Source organism: Exiguobacterium indicum HHS 31 (assembly GCF_001939065.1).
GTDB classification, from domain to species: domain Bacteria; phylum Bacillota; class Bacilli; order Exiguobacteriales; family Exiguobacteriaceae; genus Exiguobacterium_A; species Exiguobacterium_A indicum.
Window position 1 is genome coordinate 176,302 of the sequence record NZ_MPSZ01000006.1, and the last position, 17,198, is coordinate 193,499.

Annotated in this window: 21 protein-coding genes and 3 tRNA genes; 6 read left to right on the plus strand and 18 right to left on the minus strand. The window is 47.0% G+C overall.

Translation table 11 applies throughout. The features are described from left to right. Nucleotides 1-10 precede the first annotated feature (10 nt). The 9 genes from N179_RS13710 to N179_RS13745 form a co-directional block, all read right to left on the minus strand. A complete protein-coding gene (locus N179_RS13710) occupies nt 11-478 on the minus strand; it encodes a hypothetical protein (RefSeq protein ID WP_075643049.1) in 468 nt (155 codons plus the stop codon). After that, nucleotides 445-954: a hypothetical protein gene (locus tag N179_RS13715; protein ID WP_058264495.1), complete on the minus strand. Its 510-nt coding sequence runs from the start codon at nt 952-954 to the stop codon at nt 445-447. Before N179_RS13715 ends, N179_RS13710 begins: the two co-directional genes overlap by 34 nt. Before the next feature lie 13 nt (nt 955-967). Continuing rightward, nucleotides 968-1,420, minus strand: a complete 453-nt coding sequence (locus N179_RS13720) for a hypothetical protein (RefSeq protein WP_075643050.1) — start codon at nt 1,418-1,420, stop codon at nt 968-970. A 118-nt stretch (nt 1,421-1,538) separates the two neighbouring features. Then, nucleotides 1,539-1,697, minus strand: a complete 159-nt coding sequence (locus tag N179_RS17075) for a hypothetical protein (protein WP_014971497.1) — start codon at nt 1,695-1,697, stop codon at nt 1,539-1,541. A 127-nt stretch (nt 1,698-1,824) separates the two neighbouring features. Beyond that, complete coding sequence (locus N179_RS13725) at nt 1,825-5,571, minus strand: S8 family serine peptidase (protein ID WP_075643051.1); 3,747 nt, start codon at nt 5,569-5,571, stop codon at nt 1,825-1,827. 221 nt (nt 5,572-5,792) lie between these two features. After that, nucleotides 5,793-5,868 (minus strand) — tRNA-Ala (locus N179_RS13730). Nucleotides 5,869-5,971: 103 nt separating this feature from the next. Beyond that, a complete protein-coding gene (tatC, locus tag N179_RS13735; protein WP_023469602.1) occupies nt 5,972-6,751 on the minus strand; it encodes a twin-arginine translocase subunit TatC in 780 nt (259 codons plus the stop codon). 7 nt (nt 6,752-6,758) lie between these two features. After that, nucleotides 6,759-6,959 (minus strand): twin-arginine translocase TatA/TatE family subunit, encoded by a 201-nt coding sequence (locus N179_RS13740; protein ID WP_023469603.1) that lies wholly within the window; start codon nt 6,957-6,959, stop codon nt 6,759-6,761. Next, entirely contained in the window at nt 6,959-7,618 is a 660-nt protein-coding gene (locus N179_RS13745) for a redox-sensing transcriptional repressor Rex (RefSeq protein ID WP_023469604.1), read from the minus strand. Before N179_RS13745 ends, N179_RS13740 begins: the two co-directional genes overlap by 1 nt. A gap of 167 nt (nt 7,619-7,785) precedes the next feature. Between N179_RS13745 and N179_RS13750 the strand changes: the two genes are divergently transcribed. Then, entirely contained in the window at nt 7,786-9,687 is a 1,902-nt protein-coding gene (locus N179_RS13750; RefSeq protein WP_041255583.1) for an ATP-binding cassette domain-containing protein, read from the plus strand. Next, nucleotides 9,687-10,109, plus strand: coding sequence for a hypothetical protein (locus N179_RS13755; RefSeq protein ID WP_023469606.1), 423 nt, complete (start codon nt 9,687-9,689; stop codon nt 10,107-10,109). Before N179_RS13750 ends, N179_RS13755 begins: the two co-directional genes overlap by 1 nt. A gap of 119 nt (nt 10,110-10,228) precedes the next feature. On the opposite strand, the gene N179_RS13760 is transcribed toward N179_RS13755, so the two are convergent. Both N179_RS13760 and N179_RS13765 read right to left on the minus strand, forming a co-directional pair. Beyond that, nucleotides 10,229-10,822 carry a flavin reductase family protein gene (locus N179_RS13760; protein WP_058704188.1) on the minus strand — a complete coding sequence of 198 codons (594 nt, stop codon included), beginning with the start codon at nt 10,820-10,822 and terminating at the stop codon, nt 10,229-10,231. A 19-nt stretch (nt 10,823-10,841) separates the two neighbouring features. Continuing rightward, nucleotides 10,842-11,240 carry a DoxX family protein gene (locus N179_RS13765; protein ID WP_075643052.1) on the minus strand — a complete coding sequence of 133 codons (399 nt, stop codon included), beginning with the start codon at nt 11,238-11,240 and terminating at the stop codon, nt 10,842-10,844. Between the two features lie 183 nt (nt 11,241-11,423). Here N179_RS13765 and N179_RS13770 point away from each other — a divergent pair, with 183 nt between their 5' ends. The 3 genes from N179_RS13770 (at nt 11,424) to N179_RS13780 (ending at nt 13,033) form a co-directional block, all read left to right on the plus strand. Beyond that, nucleotides 11,424-11,744 (plus strand): winged helix-turn-helix transcriptional regulator, encoded by a 321-nt coding sequence (locus tag N179_RS13770; RefSeq protein WP_023469609.1) that lies wholly within the window; start codon nt 11,424-11,426, stop codon nt 11,742-11,744. Between the two features lie 105 nt (nt 11,745-11,849). After that, nucleotides 11,850-12,305 carry a flavodoxin gene (locus N179_RS13775; RefSeq protein WP_055969417.1) on the plus strand — a complete coding sequence of 152 codons (456 nt, stop codon included), beginning with the start codon at nt 11,850-11,852 and terminating at the stop codon, nt 12,303-12,305. 68 nt (nt 12,306-12,373) lie between these two features. Further along, nucleotides 12,374-13,033 (plus strand): haloacid dehalogenase type II, encoded by a 660-nt coding sequence (locus tag N179_RS13780; protein WP_023469611.1) that lies wholly within the window; start codon nt 12,374-12,376, stop codon nt 13,031-13,033. A gap of 48 nt (nt 13,034-13,081) precedes the next feature. On the opposite strand, the gene N179_RS13785 is transcribed toward N179_RS13780, so the two are convergent. From N179_RS13785 to N179_RS13815, 7 genes are all read right to left on the minus strand, one after another. Beyond that, complete coding sequence (locus N179_RS13785) at nt 13,082-13,651, minus strand: hypothetical protein (RefSeq protein ID WP_058713938.1); 570 nt, start codon at nt 13,649-13,651, stop codon at nt 13,082-13,084. A gap of 28 nt (nt 13,652-13,679) precedes the next feature. Next, complete coding sequence (gene tsaD, locus N179_RS13790) at nt 13,680-14,687, minus strand: tRNA (adenosine(37)-N6)-threonylcarbamoyltransferase complex transferase subunit TsaD (protein WP_035395718.1); 1,008 nt, start codon at nt 14,685-14,687, stop codon at nt 13,680-13,682. After that, nucleotides 14,684-15,139: a ribosomal protein S18-alanine N-acetyltransferase gene (gene rimI / locus N179_RS13795; protein WP_071908837.1), complete on the minus strand. Its 456-nt coding sequence runs from the start codon at nt 15,137-15,139 to the stop codon at nt 14,684-14,686. The genes tsaD and rimI overlap by 4 nt, the downstream gene beginning before the upstream one ends. Then, nucleotides 15,132-15,785, minus strand: coding sequence for a tRNA (adenosine(37)-N6)-threonylcarbamoyltransferase complex dimerization subunit type 1 TsaB (tsaB, locus tag N179_RS13800; RefSeq protein WP_058264491.1), 654 nt, complete (start codon nt 15,783-15,785; stop codon nt 15,132-15,134). The genes rimI and tsaB overlap by 8 nt, the downstream gene beginning before the upstream one ends. After that, nucleotides 15,782-16,231 carry a tRNA (adenosine(37)-N6)-threonylcarbamoyltransferase complex ATPase subunit type 1 TsaE gene (tsaE, locus tag N179_RS13805; protein WP_023469616.1) on the minus strand — a complete coding sequence of 150 codons (450 nt, stop codon included), beginning with the start codon at nt 16,229-16,231 and terminating at the stop codon, nt 15,782-15,784. The genes tsaB and tsaE overlap by 4 nt, the downstream gene beginning before the upstream one ends. Nucleotides 16,232-16,348: 117 nt before the next feature. Further along, nucleotides 16,349-16,425: transfer RNA gene (locus N179_RS13810), tRNA-Met, on the minus strand. 34 nt (nt 16,426-16,459) lie between these two features. Continuing rightward, nucleotides 16,460-16,536 (minus strand) — tRNA-Met (locus N179_RS13815). 129 nt (nt 16,537-16,665) lie between these two features. Between N179_RS13815 and N179_RS13820 the strand changes: the two genes are divergently transcribed. Further along, a complete protein-coding gene (locus N179_RS13820; protein ID WP_058714093.1) occupies nt 16,666-17,130 on the plus strand; it encodes an NUDIX hydrolase in 465 nt (154 codons plus the stop codon). The last annotated feature ends 68 nt before the right edge of the window (nt 17,131-17,198 follow it).

The following is a 17,198-nucleotide window of genomic DNA, read 5'->3' on the forward strand; positions in this document are numbered from 1 at the left end:
TTTTTTTGCTTTACCGTTTCCACCACGCACGTTCAATTTCTCCCATCGAGACGTACGCAGGATCGATTTGTTTAGCCAATCGATTCATTCGAGTGACACCAAGACCGACTCCGCCGCTCCAGACAAATAAGAGAACGAATAAATAACCGGGAGCATTTGGAATCGACAGCATGACGAAAGCGATTAGCCACGCCACGACATATCCTATGATCGTCAGGTGAGCAACCTTCTGAACAGTCTGTTGATAGATACCTTGCGTTAAATAGGACTTCATGAGTCGTAGCCGGACGATTTCTCGAGCGACTCCGATTCCACAAAGACAGAAAAACAAGGTTTGTCCAAAGACGGATTCAACCGCTGGTAAAAACCAAGCAAGTATGGCGACAATCAATCCAGGAATCGAAAAGAAATAGGTGACGACATGCACTGGACGTTTCATTACATTCAGACGTGCTTGTCGCTCGAATAGGTGTTCCATTTCGATGTTCCTTTCTGTTTGACGAAGCGGGCTACTTCTCCGTCACTGATATAATCCGGGTCACGCGCTCCGTCACGTCGGATGATCCATTCGCTGATGAAGTAGAGCGGTGTTAAAATCGCAAAAATGGCCACCAGCATCTTCCAGAACGGTTCCTCGATCGTCTGGATGATGACGATCGTCAAGACAGCGTACAGCAGGACGTGACTACCGACACGTAGTAAAAATTGCCGACGGACTTGTGCTTTTGAGATATAGCCGTCTAAAATTTTTTGTTTTTTTAATTGATAGCGAAAATCGGAGGCGAGAAAAACGGCTGGAATCGCCAAAATCAACATCGGGAGATCCGTCCATTCAATTAAGATACCGACTGTTATGAATAGAAACATGTTCCAATACCAGCGTGTGCCGAGCCACTCGACGTCTCGGTACGCGAGCGCAAGTTTTTGTAGACGTTCTTCACGAGCTGTTTGCATGACATCGTCTCCTTTAGCGCGCTTTGTGAATTTCTTTTTCCGTGATATATGTTGGATCAATCTTTCGTGAGATGAACTCTAACGTCTTTCGACAGAGCCAGTAGAACGGAATGACGACGATGACGAGACCGATCAAGAAGTACGTGTTCGGTCGATCGACCGCCCAAACGATCAGACCAGCGAGTGCTCCGTACTGTAAGATGCCGATCAGCACATGTACCTGATAGAGCCGTCTTGCTGAATCCTTTGATGTGTATTCCGCGACAAGCGCGAACCGCTTCCGTTGTACGAACATGTCGTAGCCAAAATACAATAACGGGACGATCATCGCGTAGATTGGTTTCTCGAGTGTGTTACTGAGCGCTAAGAATACCGCAAGCATGACCCACATGCCGGTCTTCGTCTTCTGATGCATCTCTTCGTACAGCGCCGCTAAGGCATCTGTTTGTGTATGTACGTGTTCCATGATCATCCACCTTTCTATACTGTCATATACTTACATTTTACTCGATCGGTTTCATCTGTGGTACGAATTTCAAAAAAAAGATGTCCTACCGCTTAGGGTAAGACATCTTCCATGAAGACTACGCACTGACCTGGATGATCAGATAGATGACGCTATAGGCAACGATTGCGAGCGGTATCATCGCGACACCGATCAGCCAGCCGTTTTTGTCACGGATACCGAGATATAAGACGAGACACCCTACGATGAAGGCGATTAAGGTCGTGAACGGATTCATGGTTGTTCCCCCTCTGACTTGTTTCTGTTCTTAAAATTCCCCCTCTTCTCGTCTCATAAACCCTTCAAGGCGCTTCGGCACGCAAGAAAAGCCAGACGGATACCCGCCTGAGTTTATCTGTAGTTACTTATTTTTTCGTGATGACGACTGTTTTTGTAACAACGTGTCCACCAAGATCCTTCAGTTTCAAGTTGTACGTGTTTTTCCCCTTCTTGAGCGTCACTTTTTTTGTGATTGTCTTTTTGAAGGCTCTCATTTGGTATGGTTCCTTGAAGGTATGACGGTATACGGCATTATCATTCATATCAAATCGAATCTCATCATAATTATCTTGAAGAACGATTTTAAGAGATGCTGTCTTTATTTTTGCTGATACTGTTTTTGGTGCTGTCACTTTTAAAGTCGGCAATGTCGAATCTAGAATGACTTGACGACTAAATACCAAGCGATTTCCTTTTCCATCATAAGCTTCGACTTTAAACGATTTGACGCCATCTTTCGTATAGGTCACATCATGACTGAACACGTACTGCTGTTTTGCTGCATCAAAACGAAGCTGGACGGCTTTTCCGTTAATTTTGAATGATTTAATCCCTGACTCATCGGATACATGACCCGCGATAGTAACCACTTTAGATGTCGACAGACCGAGTGCGACCGGTGTATCGATTTGGACGGTTGGTACCGCCTTGTCGATGCCTGTCGTGTTCACCGATTTCGTCACTGTATTTCCTGCATAATCCTTGACAACGAAATCAATCTTCGCCGATTTCGAGAGACCTTTTAATTCATATGCTTTTTCTGTCGGCGCAAGCGGCTGTTTGAGGACACTTGTTCCATCAACGAGAATGTCATACGACGCTATACCTGTTCCTTGATCGCCTGCTGTCCATGAAAGCGTTTCTTTTGCAGTATCCCATTGAACCGTTGCTGCTGGTTTTTTCGTATCGATATAGACGGGGAAGAGATTCGACTGCCATTTCGCATTCGGATAATCGATGACTGATTTCACTTGGTAATAGTAAAGACCGTCTTTGACTGGTTTTCCATTGACTGTTCCATCCCAAGCCGCACTTGTGACGGGTGTGAACCCATCTTCAGAACCGCTATCATAATAGTTCTTCACAACGTCTGTTTGTAGATCTAATTTACGGAGTGTTGCTTTATTACGGTCAAGAATCGAATACTCGACTTTTCGTGCATTACGAAGGAACGAGAGGACTGGGAACGCCTCGTCAACGCTACCATCGTTGTTCGGTGAGAACGCAACCTTGTTTTCAACGACTTTTCCCGCCGTGTTCGTGCCGAGGAACTCGAAATCATCTTTTACTTCTGTCGCTAATCCAGTTAATCCGTAGAATGTCTTCTCTTCGTCATAACGCGGTGCATCGACGATCGGTGCCTGATCCCACTTTCCTTTGAATCCGACGTACGGCACTGTCAATTCCGGATTTTTACTCTTCGTATCGATTAAACGAACGAAACCTTCAACGAAGTAGCCATTTTCAAAGACTTGCTCAAGTGGAAGACCGTTTGCCCAATCGACTGTATCTTTCAAATCGACCGATACACTTACTTTCGTTGAGCTCTTCGGATTGATGGAGACAGAACTTGCTTTTTTCGAACCGACTGCGAATGAGATTGGGAAAGTTCCTTTATTCGGATCGACCGCATCCACTGAGTTTTTCTTATAAATATTGTTGGCTTCCAGGAAGTTCGTTCCTTCTGCACCGAGATCCGATTGTACCGTTCCGGCTAATTGATATGTCACTTTTTCGCTACTATAGTTTTTCAAATCGAGCGTGAATGTGAATTTTTCGCCGACCTCTTTGAGTGCAGCCTTTCCTTCACCCGATTTCGTTTCCGTAACGACGACTGGTGTTTTCATCGCAGCACGTAGATCCATTAAACCAGCACCTTCACGACGTGGTGAATAGAAGCTACCAGTTTTCGCTTCAGCATTATACTGCCCTTTATCAAGCTGTGGACGTGACGTGTTCATGAGGATATTCTTCGCGAGTTTAACGCGTGTCGCACCATCGACTTTGAAATCCTTCGCGATTCGTTGCATGACAAGTGCCGTTCCTCCGGCGACGTGTGGTGCTGCCATCGATGTTCCACTCATGACGCCATATTCGTTATCATTGAGCGTCGAGTAGATTTTTCCACCCGGTGCCGTGATTTCAGGTTTGAAATCAAGATTTGGTGTGACACCCCATGACGTGAAATCAGACATCTCGCCCGCTACTGGGTTATCTGCTGAGACCGCTTTTCCATCGAACGTGACAGCAATTGCTTTTCCTGCTTTCGCTTTTTCTTCAAGATCATTCCCATCCGCGATGCTGAGCGTCACCATCGGAATCGTCGGATTGTTAAGTGCCATGCTGACATAATCCCCATGATCGACTCGTCCACGAACGATGACACCGGCTGCTCCTTGTTTCTCAGCTTCTGCTTGAATCATACCGTAATTGAAACTGCCGTTACGCACAACAAAAACAACTTTTCCTTTGACATCTTTTCCTTGATAGTTCGATGCTTGACCATCGCCGACATAAATGACGTCTTGCTTCTCCTTGTTGAATACCTTAATCGGATTCGGCGAGTCCTGTTTTTGGTACGCCAAATACCCAGCATCCTGTCCGTCAATCGTCAGTGCCATACCTTCAAGCGTTAATTTCGTATTCTCTAGCGATGCGACTTGTAGCGCTTGGCTGATCAACCCTGGAGATCCTACAACACCGATGTCAGGATTCGCTGTATACGGATTGCCTGCACCATGTCCTGTGAATGCCGAGTTTCCAGCAGAGATCGCACATAAGATCCCGTTGTTCATCGCGTTGACGATTGCCCGTTGCTCTGGATCATCTGCGTTGACGAATGATGCTGTCGAACCGAGACTCATGTTGATGACATCCGCTCCGAGGGCGATCGCATCATCAATCGCTTTGATGTAGATATCACTGAATGTCGATGGCATGCCTGGATCATTTCCGAATACTTTCATCGCGAGGAGTTGTGTTTCCGGTGCGACCCCTTTGATACCACCGTTCGCTTCGTCTCCATTAGCACCGACCGTACCCGCTACGTGCATTCCGTGCATCGATGCACCTGCACCTAAATCACGGATTTCGCTATCGTGATCAGCGTAGTTATAGCCGTATGGGACTTTTTCCGTGAAATACTTCCCTTTTAGTCCTTTTGATTCTTTGGCGCTTTCAACCTTTGAAGAAGTCAAATCAATCTTCGTCTCTGGGCTCAACACCATATCTTTATGCGACGGATCAATCCCCGTATCGATGACCGCTACAATTGTCCCTTCCCCTTTGAAGCCGTAGTCCTGCCATGTTTCTTTTGCATTAACCATATCTTTGCTATATAACATATCTGGTTTTGCACCTTTATCGGCTTTCGGTCGCGCGTATTCATGGGCGATATGTACGCTCTTGACTCCGTCGAGTTGTTTGATGTCTTCGATGTCGCCGAACTTGACTTCACCACTGAATCCGTTAATGACGGTCGTGAAGCTTTCCTTATATGTAACGGGAATCGATTTTTTAGCGATCGCTGACTTGACTGATTTTTGGACACTTACGAGGCGATCCTTAATCGACTCTTTTTCGGCATTGCTCAATGTGCTATACCGCTTGTTTTGTGCCTGCGCAATTTGAATCGCCGGCTTCTGCTCCATCTCGATGACGACACGGACCTTGTCAGACTGCTTATACACCTTCTCCTGTCCTGTTTTCTTAAGTGAGAGGGCGTGCGGCTTTTGACCGCTTGCCTTATCTTGCGAGGACAGTGCTCCTTGAGCACTGACCAAGTTGGAAGATGTCATTAAGACAGCTGCCAAGAGTGCGATTTCCTTCTTCATGCTTCTTTTCCCCTTTTCTAAAAAACTATAATGATGTTACCAACAAAACAGTTAAACGAAAATTCTGTATATTTAGTTTAATGAAATAGATGGAAATAAACAATTCAGTTCTGTCTGTTTTATATAATTATTTGTTTTTATTGACACTTTATATTACATTTCCATATTTTGAGAAAAACAAAAAAACTCTTGAATCCTCAAGAGTTTGAAGTGTACGAATATGGTGGAGACTATCGGGATCGAACCGACGACCTTTTGGCTGCCAGCCAAACGCTCTCCCAGCTGAGCTAAGCCCCCATGAATTAACTTTAGTATACGCATCGCTAACTGCTTTATCAATATAAAAATAACGCTTTCATAAAAAGAATTCCTTCCAAAATCGTCGGAAGGAATTCACGATTCATTTATTCAATTCACGCATCAAATCCGCCTGTCGTTCAAGCTCTGCCTGTTGCTCGAGGATCAAGACCTTTTTGTACGTCCGCGCAGAAATCAAGATGCTGATCTCATAGAGAACGAACAATGGGACCGAGATCATCAAGTGTGACGTCACGTCCGGCGGTGCGATCAATGCCGCAACGACGAACAGCGCAAAGTACGCATATTTCCGATTCTTTCGCATGAAAATTGGCGTCACGAGACCAAGACGTGTCAGAAACATCGTCACGACCGGCAATTGGAAAAGAAGACCGAACGGAATCGTTAATCGGATTAAGAAACTGAAGTAGTTCTCGACTCCGATGACTTGTTCGATTCCGAGTTCCTTCCCTAGTTCAGTCGAAACTTTTAATAAGAAAGGTAACAACCAAAAGTACGAGAAGGCTACACCAGCCAAAAACAGAAAGAAGATGACCGGAATATACGTCAATGTCGCTTTTTGCTCCTTGTCATACAGACCAGGGCGGACGAATGCCCACAGTTGATACATCCAGAACGGTGATGCCAACACGATTGCGATGATGAACGCAAGATTCAAATATAACATTAAAGGATCTGCGACGTTGAAGGCATTCAAACCGATACCGAGCTCTTTTAAGTCCGCTTGCAAGAAGCGAACGAGCGGTCGGACGAGCGGAAATGCAACAGCGAACAGGACGACGACGATGATAAGCGACCAGACGATCCGTTTACGCAGTTCGTCCAGATGCGACGTCACGCTTTGTTCTTGATCAATCGCCATGATTCAATCACTTCTCTTTCGGTTCATCCTTTTTATCGTCGTCCATGATACCGTTCGTTGCGCTCTTGAACTCTTTCAATGTCTGACCCGCAGCACGACCAAGTTCAGGTAACTTCTTCGGTCCGAAGATGATTAATGCGACGACACCGATTAGTGCTAAGCTACCTGGTCCGATGAATGCTATAGTTGACGGGATAAGGTTTTCCATTATGATTTCACTCCTTCAGCTGATTGCGAATAATGCTTCATGAAATAAACTAACGACTGCAACTCGATCGATAAATCGATGTGATGGACCCGGACGCTCGCTGGCACGTTCAACCGCGCGGGCGTAAAGTTCAGGATGCCAGTCACACCATACTCGACTAACTCATCCGCTACTGACTGCGCGAACTGGGATGGAACCGTCAAGATGGCAACATCGACCTGATTCGCTTCGATTTGTTCTTTCATGTCCGAAACATGATAGATTGGAACGTCATGCGTCGTTGTTCCGACCTTCTCTTCGTCCGCATCAAACGCAACGACTATCCGAGTACTATTATTCTTTAAAAAGTTATAATTTGCAAACGCTGTTCCGAGATGACCGACCCCGATTAAGGCAACATTCGTCACCTCATCTTGATTCAAGGTTTTGCGGAAAAACGTTAAGAGATGTTGAACGTTATATCCATACCCCTTCTTCCCTAATGCCCCAAAGTAGGAAAAATCGCGACGAATCGTTGCTGAATCAACCTTCACCGCCTCGCTTAACTCAGCAGAAGAGACGCGGAGCTTGCCTGAATTGTATAAACTTTGGATGAAGCGATAATATAGCGGCAACCGTTTTGCTGTCGCTTGTGGAATTTTTGTGTCTGGTCCATTCATCCTGCAGTTCCCCCTTCGGCCACATCCATCGTGGCACCCAAATCTTTGCAAAAAGCTTTCTACTCTCCTTGATTGTAAACCACTTCACATAGAGTCACAAATAATATATTCCGCAGGACCTCGCGCTTTTGTTCGTGATAGACTAAAGGGTGGAAGGATGGATGGAAATGATACTCTTACAAGTCAACCAACTCTCGAAATCATTCGGCGTTGAGCCGATTTTAGAAAATATCAAATTGGAAGTACAAGAGCGCGACCGGATTGCGCTCGTCGGACGAAATGGTGCCGGTAAATCGACCTTGCTCAAAATTATCGCTGGCGAACTCAGTCATGACTCGGGTGACATCATGAAAGGTAAAGATGTCAAAATCGGTTATCTCGCGCAGGACAGTGGTCTTGAATCGAACGAGACGATCTGGAACGAGATGCTGACCGTCTTTGAACATTTGCAGGAACAAGAACGAACACTACGCCGGATGGAAATCGAAATGGGCATGGAGCATATCTTGAACGATCCGGTCGCGTACGATCGTCTCCTAAAGACGTACGATCAAGCGCAACACGACTTCTCAGAAGCGGGTGGTTATCAGTTCGAAGCGAATATCCGCTCCGTTCTGCACGGCATGCGCTTTTATCCGGACGATTATTCGCGCCGGATCCAAACGTTATCCGGTGGTCAACGGACACGTCTCGCCTTAGCGAAGATGCTCCTGCAAGCACCAGAGCTCCTCATTCTCGATGAGCCAACCAACCACCTCGATATCGATACGCTTGCTTGGCTCGAAAGTTACCTCGGTGGTTATCGTGGCGCCGTCCTAATCGTCTCGCACGACCGGTACTTCCTTGACCAAGTCGTCAATGTCGTCTATGAGCTGTCACGCAATGTCTGCCGTAAATTCACCGGTAACTACACGAAGTACTTGGAACAAAAAGCGGCATTGTACGATCAAGAAATGAAACAGTTCGAACAGCAACAAGAAGAGATCGCGAAGATGCAGGACTTCATTCAACGCAACATCGCTCGGGCGACGACGACAAAACGTGCCCAAAGTGTCCGGAAGCGACTCGAGAAGGTCGACCGACTCGACCGACCAGATGGCGATGAGCGTAGCACGGTCCTGTCCTTCCCGATTGAAAAACAGAGCGGGAACGACGTTCTTCAAGTCAATCAACTGGCGATCGGTTACGAAGAAGCTGTCTCAAAAGACATCACGTTCCGCTTGCAACGCGGTGAATCACTGGCACTCGTCGGACCGAACGGCATCGGAAAGTCGACGCTCTTAAAAGTCCTCGTCGGTCGCTTACGCCCCCTCTTCGGTGATTTCCGTTTCGGAACTGGCGTCTCGATCGGATATTACGATCAAGAGCAGGCAGAACTCAATGACCGGAATCGCGTCATCGATGAGATTTGGAACGAATGGCCACTGATGCGTGAACAAGAAGTCCGGTCTGTCCTCGGGCAATTCCTGTTCAGCGGTGACGATGTCTTCAAAATCGTCCATGAGTTATCTGGTGGCGAACGCGGACGTCTCGCGCTTGCGAAACTGAAACTCCGGAAGACGAACGTCCTCGTCCTCGATGAGCCAACGAACCATTTAGATCTAGATTCGAAGATGGTCCTCGAAAATGCGCTCGTCGACTATGAAGGAACACTACTATTCGTCTCTCACGACCGTTACTTCATCGACCGGATCGCGACCCGTGTCATCGAGATGAGTGAAACCGGTGTGACAGAGTACCTTGGCGATTATTCGTACTATACAGAAAAGAAAGCAGAGCAAGAAGAAATCGCTCGTCTTGAAGCCGAGGAAGCAAAAGCAGCAAAAGTCACGGCATCGAAGACGATCGATAAAGAAGCGCAGAAGGAAGAGCGCAAGCGCCGTCAGCAAATCGAACAACTCGAACAAGACATTGAGCGGCTCGAACAGCGTTCAGCGGAGATCGAACAGTTGCTTTGCGAACCGGAAGTCTTCAATGACATTCCGAAAGCAACGGCACTTTCGGCAGAACGTGATCAGATTGATGTCGATTTGCTCGAATTAATGGAACGATGGGAGAACCAACACTGATGCGGACGAAGAGCTTTTTCATCAATCTCATCTTAGGATTACTATCCGGTGTTCTCTATTTCGTACCGTTATATGCCGATTATGTATCCGTCTTTATTCGTCCAGATGCCTTCAATGCTGCACTTCCTTTGTTCCTCTTGATTTCCTGCATGATCGGTCTCGTCATCCAGACATGGAGTGGGCTCTTCATCAGTTTACTCTCGGGATTATGCTGTACGCTCCTGACGATACAGCTATTCGTCGAACTCAATGATCCGTTGATCTTATCGTATTACGGTAGTGTCTCTCCAATCAGCGCTTTCTTGATCAGCTGCGTCGGAATATGGGCACTCGCAATCGTCTTTTATTTGCTCGATGGCTATCAGTACAGTAAACGTCATGGACTTGAAGCCTCTTCAAACGAAATCGATCCGCAGCCTTGATGAATCAGATGAACGACATGAAAAAAGGAGTGGAGATTCCGGTAGTTAGACCGGTCTCTCCACTCCTTTTTGTTTGAATCAAAACGAATCATACGGTGAGTCAGGCATTCACACTTCGATCATTTCGTCGGTCGGGCAATCGTAAACGTCTTCCCGATCGTCGCATAATCATTCCCTGCTAAACGAGCGACAGCCTTCAATCCTGCCGCGTCAATTCGGAACGACTCGACGAGTTCATCTGCAACGTGATAGCGCAGTACTTCCCCGATTAGAAGATCGGCACCTTCTAGCTCGACGTGTTGCGTCAAGCGCATCTCGAAGCGAATTTTCGCTTCCGCGATTCCGGGTACTTCGATTGCGTCACTATCGACGAGCGTCAAATCCGTCCGCTCAAGCTCACTTTCACCGTAAGCAAGTGGCGCTGCTGTCTCATTGACTGCGTCGACGATCTCTTCGCTGACGATATGGATGACATAACTTTGTTTCGCTAAGATGTTACGTGCCGTATCCTTCTGCCCCTGATCCGTCCGTTGTACGGCGATCACCAGTTGCGGCGGACTGCTTGAAGCGACCGTAAAGAAGGAAAACGGTGCGGCGTTGACCGTCCCGTCTTCTCCTTGCGTTGTCACGAAAGCAATCGGACGCGGAATGATGCTTCCGATCAGTAATTTATAATTGTCTTTTGCGCTAAGCGTTGATGCCTCGAACTTCATGAATGACCCACCTTTTTCTTCACCCGATGAGTGCAGCGAGTGAATAGTCTCCAGCACCGATCATCGCTACACCAAGCGCGATGACGATCAATGCCATGTTGTATTCGTACCCGTTCTGCGTCACCCAGTAACCATTCGCACCGTGTACTTTAACGATCGCGACAAGCATCGATCCGATGATGAGGAGTGCTGAGATCCAGAGGAATACGCCTCCTGCAAACAACAAGCCGCCGATCAATTCAGCAAGACCTGCTGTAATCGCGAGTGCCTTCCCTGGCTTCATGCCGATTGATTCGAACCAACCGCCTGTTCCAGCGATTCCGTGTCCGCCGAACCAACCAAATAATTTTTGTGTCCCGTGTGCAGCGAACGTTAAGCCGATGATTAAACGAATAATTAAAAGTCCTGTATCCATCATTGCTCTCTTCTCCTTTTACCTAATGTATTTTAGTTACTTTAAGTAACTCAATAAACAGACTATATCTTATTACTTACTAAAAGTAAATAGATTTGTTTTAGTTCTTTTTGTTACATTAAGTAAAATGATTCGATTTTTTTAGCAGAAGCGGGTATACTACAACTATAGAAAGGATGAGTGCTGATGGAAGAAGTCGCAATCCAACCGGCTCTTTGTCCCAAAGTCGAACATGCCTTTGAAATCTTAGGTAAGAAATGGACGGGTCTGATCTTACGTCACTTGTTGACGAAGACATGTCGTTTCAATGAGATTCAAGATGCCATTCCCGAATTATCAGGTCGTATGCTCACGGAACGTATGAAGGAGCTCGAAGCGGAAGGCATCGTCATCCGGACTGTCATTCCCGATCGTCCGATTAAGATTCAATACAGTTTGACCGACAAAGGGCGCCAACTCGAACCGGTCATTCGTTCCATTGAGGAATGGGCCGAACTACAAGACTAATGTATAGAAAAGCATCTTCTTCGGAAGGTGCTTTTTTATATGTCCTTTGACATTGATAATCATTATCAATTAAAGTAGAGAAGTACAGTGAAAGGAGGAAAATGCATGCATATCGCGATTGGATTCGTCAGCATGTCCGGTAATACGGAAGATATCGTCTCGCTCATTCAACATGAACTCGAGCAACACGGTGTCAACGTGACGATCACGGAACTAGATCAATTCGTCGGGGAGGACTTATCACGTTTTGATGGTCTATTACTCGGCTCATATACATGGGGAGACGGTGATTTACCGTATGAAGCAGAAGACTTCGTTGAGGAGCTAAGGGAACAATCCTTAGACGGGATACCGGCGGCTGCTTTTGGTTCGGGGGATCTTGATTATCCGAAGTACTGCGCAGCCGTTGATTTGATTGAAGACGCATTAAAAGAAGCTGGGGCGACCCTCGTCACGGATGGCTTGAAGATTGAGTTTGATCCGAATACCCCGGAGAAACAAGCCGCTTGTCGTGCATTCGCGCAAACGTTTCATCGCTTTTTACAACAGGTTCATTCTTGAGTGTCGTTTGAATCCGTACTGTAAGGGAATCGTTAAAGCAAACTCTATGAAAGTGAGATGAATGTTTTATGACGATTCAAGCACTCGTCTTTGACGTCTACGGTACATTATTCGATGTCCATTCCGTCAAAGAACAAGCCGAAGCGCTTTATCCGGATCACGGAGAAGCGATCAGCAAACGCTGGCGGGAGAAACAACTGGAGTACTCTTTCCTCCGACAATTGAACGGACAGTATGTGCCGTTCAGCCAAGTGACACAAGATGCTCTCCGCTATACGTTACTCGAACTGAAGCTTCATGTGACCGAGGAACAAATCACGACCTTAATGGAGACGTACCTGACGCTTGATGTATATCCTGAAGTCAGCTCCGTTCTCGAGACGATGGCGGACAAACGTCTGGTCGTCTTCTCGAATGGTTCCCATGATATGCTCGATCCGCTCATTGAGCAGTCAGGCTTAGCCGATCGGTTCGAACATCTCGTCAGTGTCGATGATATCAAACAGTATAAGCCAGCACCTGCATCCTATATGCATGCCTTAAACACGCTCGGTCTAAAACGCGAGGAGATCCTCTTCATGTCCTCGAACGGTTGGGACATCACCGGGGCGAAGAGTTTCGGCTTCAAAACGGCATGGATCAATCGAAATGGACTTCCGGTCGAGGAATTGAATCTCGATCCCGATCGTATCTATGATGACTTGACGGGTATCACTGAATGGCAATGAACGAACAACAGCGGACTCCTTATTTAGGAATCCGCTGTTTTCATGTCTTCAGTAATTCGAAAGACGGGAGTAACCCTTCTTGAATAGATCGAGCTTCAGACCGCCTTCTTTTTCGATGAAGAAGAGGTATTCGTTTTGATCCGTATCTTTATAGAAGACCTTAAATAACGTCAACATCCGCTCTTTATTGTTCTCAACAGCCGTCACCTCGTGCTTTGAGATCACCTCGGCTTGGACTTGTTCTGCATCCATCTTTTGAATCATCGGTTCGAATGACTTCTTTTCTTGATCCGTCACCGGTGTTCCAGAAGCAATCATGAAATAATCATCACTCGCCTTGTTCGTTAAACCATACTTCCGATCGACGATGACGACGTTACTGAGCTTACCATTGACTGTCTGATCAAAAGCATATAACTTTTGAATCCGGGTCTTTTCCCCTTCTGCTCGTCCGATTTCGTAAAGTGGACGTTGTTTCGTATTCGTCTCGACCGCTTTTTTATCGGGTACGAGTTCTTCCTTATAGGCGACTTGGTATGCGTTGACGATTTCTCGGATCTGAAGCCCGATCGCGACGATGACCAGTACCGCTAACAATGCGATGATGACTTTTTTCATTCCATTTCCCCCAAGTTGTTCGGATTCCTTACTTTAAATCTAGCCCAGGTTCTGCGTTCATGGCAAGTGTCGAATAGCGTAACGCGCGATATGGATGAATCGCAGCCGCTCCGATCATCGCTGCATTGTCTCCACACAGGTGCATCGGCGGAATGACGAGATCGATTCCTTCCTTCGCACACGCCGCTTCGAGACCTTGGCGTAATCCTTTGTTAGCAGCGACGCCACCAGCAAGTAGCAATTGACGTCCCCCTTTATCCTTCACGGCACGAACCGCCTTTGTCACGAGTACCTCGACGACGCTCGCTTGGAAACTTGCAGCTAAATCTTCCGGAATGATCGTTTCTCCCCGTTGTTCGGCGTTATGCACGGCATTGATGACCGCTGACTTCAAACCGCTGAAGCTAAAGTCGTACGAGTCCTTCTCAAGCCAGACGCGTGGAAAATGGAACGTATCCTGACCAGTCTGTGCCAATTGATCGATCCGTGGACCACCCGGATACGGTAACTGCAACGTTCGAGCAACTTTATCATATGCTTCCCCTGCGGCATCATCCCGTGTTTCACCAATGACTTCATATACACCGTCTTCTGGCATGTAGATCAGTTCCGTGTGCCCACCTGATGCAATCAAACAGACGAGCGGGAACTCAAGCTCTTGCACGAGACGATTCGCATAGATATGACCTGCGATATGATGAACACCAATTAATGGTTTATTGTGCGCAAAGGCGAGTGCCTTCGCTGCGCTGACACCAACGAGTAGTGCTCCAACGAGTCCAGGTCCTTCCGTGACGGCGATCGCATCGATATCGTCGATCGTGACGTTTGCTTCCGTCAAAGCATCATCGATGACGTATGTGATCCGTTCAACGTGATGCCGTGAAGCCACTTCAGGCACGACGCCACCAAAACGTTTATGACTTTCGATTTGAGACGAGACGACGTTCGATAAGACGTCAGTTCCTCCACGGACGACGGCAGCCGCCGTTTCGTCACAACTCGATTCGATTGCTAGAATCAATGGTTGTGTCATAGGTCTTCTCCCTCCAGTTCCAGCCAGTAGATGGCAGCATCTTCATTGTTATCTTGATAATATCGTTTTCGGACACCGACATACTGGAATCCGAGTTTTTCATATAAAGTCCGCGCTGGTGTGTTCGAGACACGTACTTCAAGCGTCATCGCCCGCAAACCAAGCGCACGACCGACGGCGATCAATGCCGTTAGCAAGTCTTCCCCGAGCCCTTGTCCGCGATGCGACTGCTTGACGGCAATATTCGTAATATGTCCTTCATCCGCAATATGCCACAGACCAGCAAACCCAACGATACCATCTTGATCGGCAACGACATAATAGGCATTCGGATTTTGTGTCATTTCCGCTTCGAAGGCATCTAGCGTCCACGGTGTCGCAAATGATTCGAGTTCGACCGCATGAACACCTGCAGCATCCTGTACGGTCATGCGACGAATGCCCTTACTCATGACGCTGTGCCTCGATCCATTTCGCTTCTGCTTCAGCCAGTCGCAGGTAACGTGGCTCAAACGCATGTGCTTCGACCGTCTGACGCGTTGCACCGAGTAAAGCGAGTACGCCGGCACGTGGCGTCCGGAAAGCAGGAGCCACCTTTTCGAAGGGCTGAAGAATCTCTTCGAACGCCTCGACGTCTCCTGTGACGAGCGTATCTGGCGTTAACGTCTTTACAAAGGACGCAATCTCGACATGCTGTTCTTCACCAATTCGTTTCCCGGCGTCGTACACTCCGACAAACCCTGCTCCACGCCGCGCATCTTGAATCGCCGCAACGCGTCCTGTATGACCAGTCGAAGCTGCCATCAGTTCAAGTGTCGAGATAGCAACGAGCTCGATACCGAGTGTATAGGCAAGCGTCTTCGCTGTAGTCGCTCCAATCCGTAATCCCGTATAAGAACCAGGACCGTCAGCAACAACGATGCGTGTCAGTTGAGCCGGTGTCCATTTTGCTTCTACCATCAAGCGCTCAAGCAACGGCATGAGTTTCGTCGCATGATTCAAAGACGTGACGTAAGAAGCTTCTGCTACAATCTGTTTCCCGTCTGAAAGAGCGACTGATAATTGTTTCGTCGATGTATCAATGGCTACGATTTTCATGATTTCAATCCCTCACATAATGTAATGTATCGTTCTCCGATCGGCGTCAGCTCAAAACGTCGACTATCATCACCTGTTCGCGTAATCGTGATTGCCAACCGTTCAGGTGGAAGACTGTCCGCAATTAACTCAGACCACTCGACGACGGCGACGCCTTCACCATTCAAATATTCTTCAAGTCCGATATCATCACCGGAACCTTCCAGGCGATAAACATCCATATGATAAAGAGGAAGACGTCCCGTATAGACTTTCATGATCGTAAAGGTAGGGCTGTTGACGTGACGCGTCACACCTAATCCTTTCGCAAAGCTTTGCGTAAAAGTCGTTTTCCCAGCACCTAAATCCCCATCGAGCGTAATGACCATCCCTGCTTCAGCACGTCGTCCGAGTTCAAGAGCCAAGGCAGTCGTTTCTTCCAAGCTGTTCATTTCCAGTTCTATCATACGATGTCTCCTCCTTAATACGTACTGTTTGTCCTTCTCTATTGTACCGGACGAAAAAGGCAAAAAAAATACGAAACGCTGAACGTTTCGTAGTAAAGTTGAAGTTAAGTTTAAAATTGGTTGCGGGGGCCGGATTTGAACCGACGACCTTTGGGTTATGAGCCCAACGAGCTACCAGACTGCTCCACCCCGCGACGATAAACGTTTCGGATTTAATTATTTAAAAATTGGTTGCGGGGGCCGGATTTGAACCGACGACCTTTGGGTTATGAGCCCAACGAGCTACCAGACTGCTCCACCCCGCGATGATATAACGTTTCGACAGATATTAATATAACATGTGTCTTTTAAATTGGCAAGTCTTTTTGCCTTATTTCTTTTTACTAACTGTCATAATGAATATTCTTCTATACTGATACGAAAGGAGTGAGCAGATGGGATACTTATTAGATTTACGAAAAATCGTAGGCAACCGACCGTTAATCAGCGTGGGTGCGACCGTACTCGTCATAAATCCACAACATGAACTGCTATTTCAATATCGTTCGGATACCCACAGTTGGGGACTTCCCGGTGGTTCGATGGAACCAGGTGAGACACTTGAAGAAGTCGCGATGCGTGAATTACAGGAAGAAACCGGACTTCAAGCACGCAGCGTTCAGCTGCTAGACGTCTTCTCGGGTCCTGATTACTTCTTCCGTTATCCAAATGGCGATCAAACCTATAGTGTGATTCATCTCTTTCAAGCAAAAGGAATATCAGGTGCATTACAAATGACAGATGGAGAAAGCCTAGATCTTCGTTATTTTCCACTCGATCAACTACCAGAACTACTTGAAGCAAGAGCCGCTGCGCTGTTAAAACACGTCATCCCTCGTCTTATCGAAACAACATCTTGAATTTAATATAGATGTCGTATTTTAAAACTGGCTGTCATTCGGTCAGTTTTTCCTTTTCCACAACAAAA

Excerpts from the sequence above, each read along its gene's own strand:
- N179_RS13710 (WP_075643049.1), bottom strand. The coding sequence starts at position 478 with ATGGAACACCTATTCGAGCGACAAGCACGTCTGAATGTAATGAAACGT.
- N179_RS13715 (WP_058264495.1), bottom strand. The coding sequence starts at position 954 with ATGCAAACAGCTCGTGAAGAACGTCTACAAAAACTTGCGCTCGCGTAC.
- N179_RS13720 (WP_075643050.1), bottom strand. The coding sequence starts at position 1,420 with ATGGAACACGTACATACACAAACAGATGCCTTAGCGGCGCTGTACGAA.
- N179_RS17075 (WP_014971497.1), bottom strand. The coding sequence starts at position 1,697 with ATGAATCCGTTCACGACCTTAATCGCCTTCATCGTAGGGTGTCTCGTC.
- N179_RS13725 (WP_075643051.1), bottom strand. The coding sequence starts at position 5,571 with ATGAAGAAGGAAATCGCACTCTTGGCAGCTGTCTTAATGACATCTTCC.
- tatC (WP_023469602.1), bottom strand. The coding sequence starts at position 6,751 with ATGGCGATTGATCAAGAACAAAGCGTGACGTCGCATCTGGACGAACTG.
- N179_RS13740 (WP_023469603.1), bottom strand. The coding sequence starts at position 6,959 with ATGGAAAACCTTATCCCGTCAACTATAGCATTCATCGGACCAGGTAGC.
- N179_RS13745 (WP_023469604.1), bottom strand. The coding sequence starts at position 7,618 with ATGAATGGACCAGACACAAAAATTCCACAAGCGACAGCAAAACGGTTG.
- N179_RS13750 (WP_041255583.1), top strand. The coding sequence starts at position 7,786 with ATGATACTCTTACAAGTCAACCAACTCTCGAAATCATTCGGCGTTGAG.
- N179_RS13755 (WP_023469606.1), top strand. The coding sequence starts at position 9,687 with ATGCGGACGAAGAGCTTTTTCATCAATCTCATCTTAGGATTACTATCC.
- N179_RS13760 (WP_058704188.1), bottom strand. The coding sequence starts at position 10,822 with ATGAAGTTCGAGGCATCAACGCTTAGCGCAAAAGACAATTATAAATTA.
- N179_RS13765 (WP_075643052.1), bottom strand. The coding sequence starts at position 11,240 with ATGATGGATACAGGACTTTTAATTATTCGTTTAATCATCGGCTTAACG.
- N179_RS13770 (WP_023469609.1), top strand. The coding sequence starts at position 11,424 with ATGGAAGAAGTCGCAATCCAACCGGCTCTTTGTCCCAAAGTCGAACAT.
- N179_RS13775 (WP_055969417.1), top strand. The coding sequence starts at position 11,850 with ATGCATATCGCGATTGGATTCGTCAGCATGTCCGGTAATACGGAAGAT.
- N179_RS13780 (WP_023469611.1), top strand. The coding sequence starts at position 12,374 with ATGACGATTCAAGCACTCGTCTTTGACGTCTACGGTACATTATTCGAT.
- N179_RS13785 (WP_058713938.1), bottom strand. The coding sequence starts at position 13,651 with ATGAAAAAAGTCATCATCGCATTGTTAGCGGTACTGGTCATCGTCGCG.
- tsaD (WP_035395718.1), bottom strand. The coding sequence starts at position 14,687 with ATGACACAACCATTGATTCTAGCAATCGAATCGAGTTGTGACGAAACG.
- rimI (WP_071908837.1), bottom strand. The coding sequence starts at position 15,139 with ATGAGTAAGGGCATTCGTCGCATGACCGTACAGGATGCTGCAGGTGTT.
- tsaB (WP_058264491.1), bottom strand. The coding sequence starts at position 15,785 with ATGAAAATCGTAGCCATTGATACATCGACGAAACAATTATCAGTCGCT.
- tsaE (WP_023469616.1), bottom strand. The coding sequence starts at position 16,231 with ATGATAGAACTGGAAATGAACAGCTTGGAAGAAACGACTGCCTTGGCT.
- N179_RS13820 (WP_058714093.1), top strand. The coding sequence starts at position 16,666 with ATGGGATACTTATTAGATTTACGAAAAATCGTAGGCAACCGACCGTTA.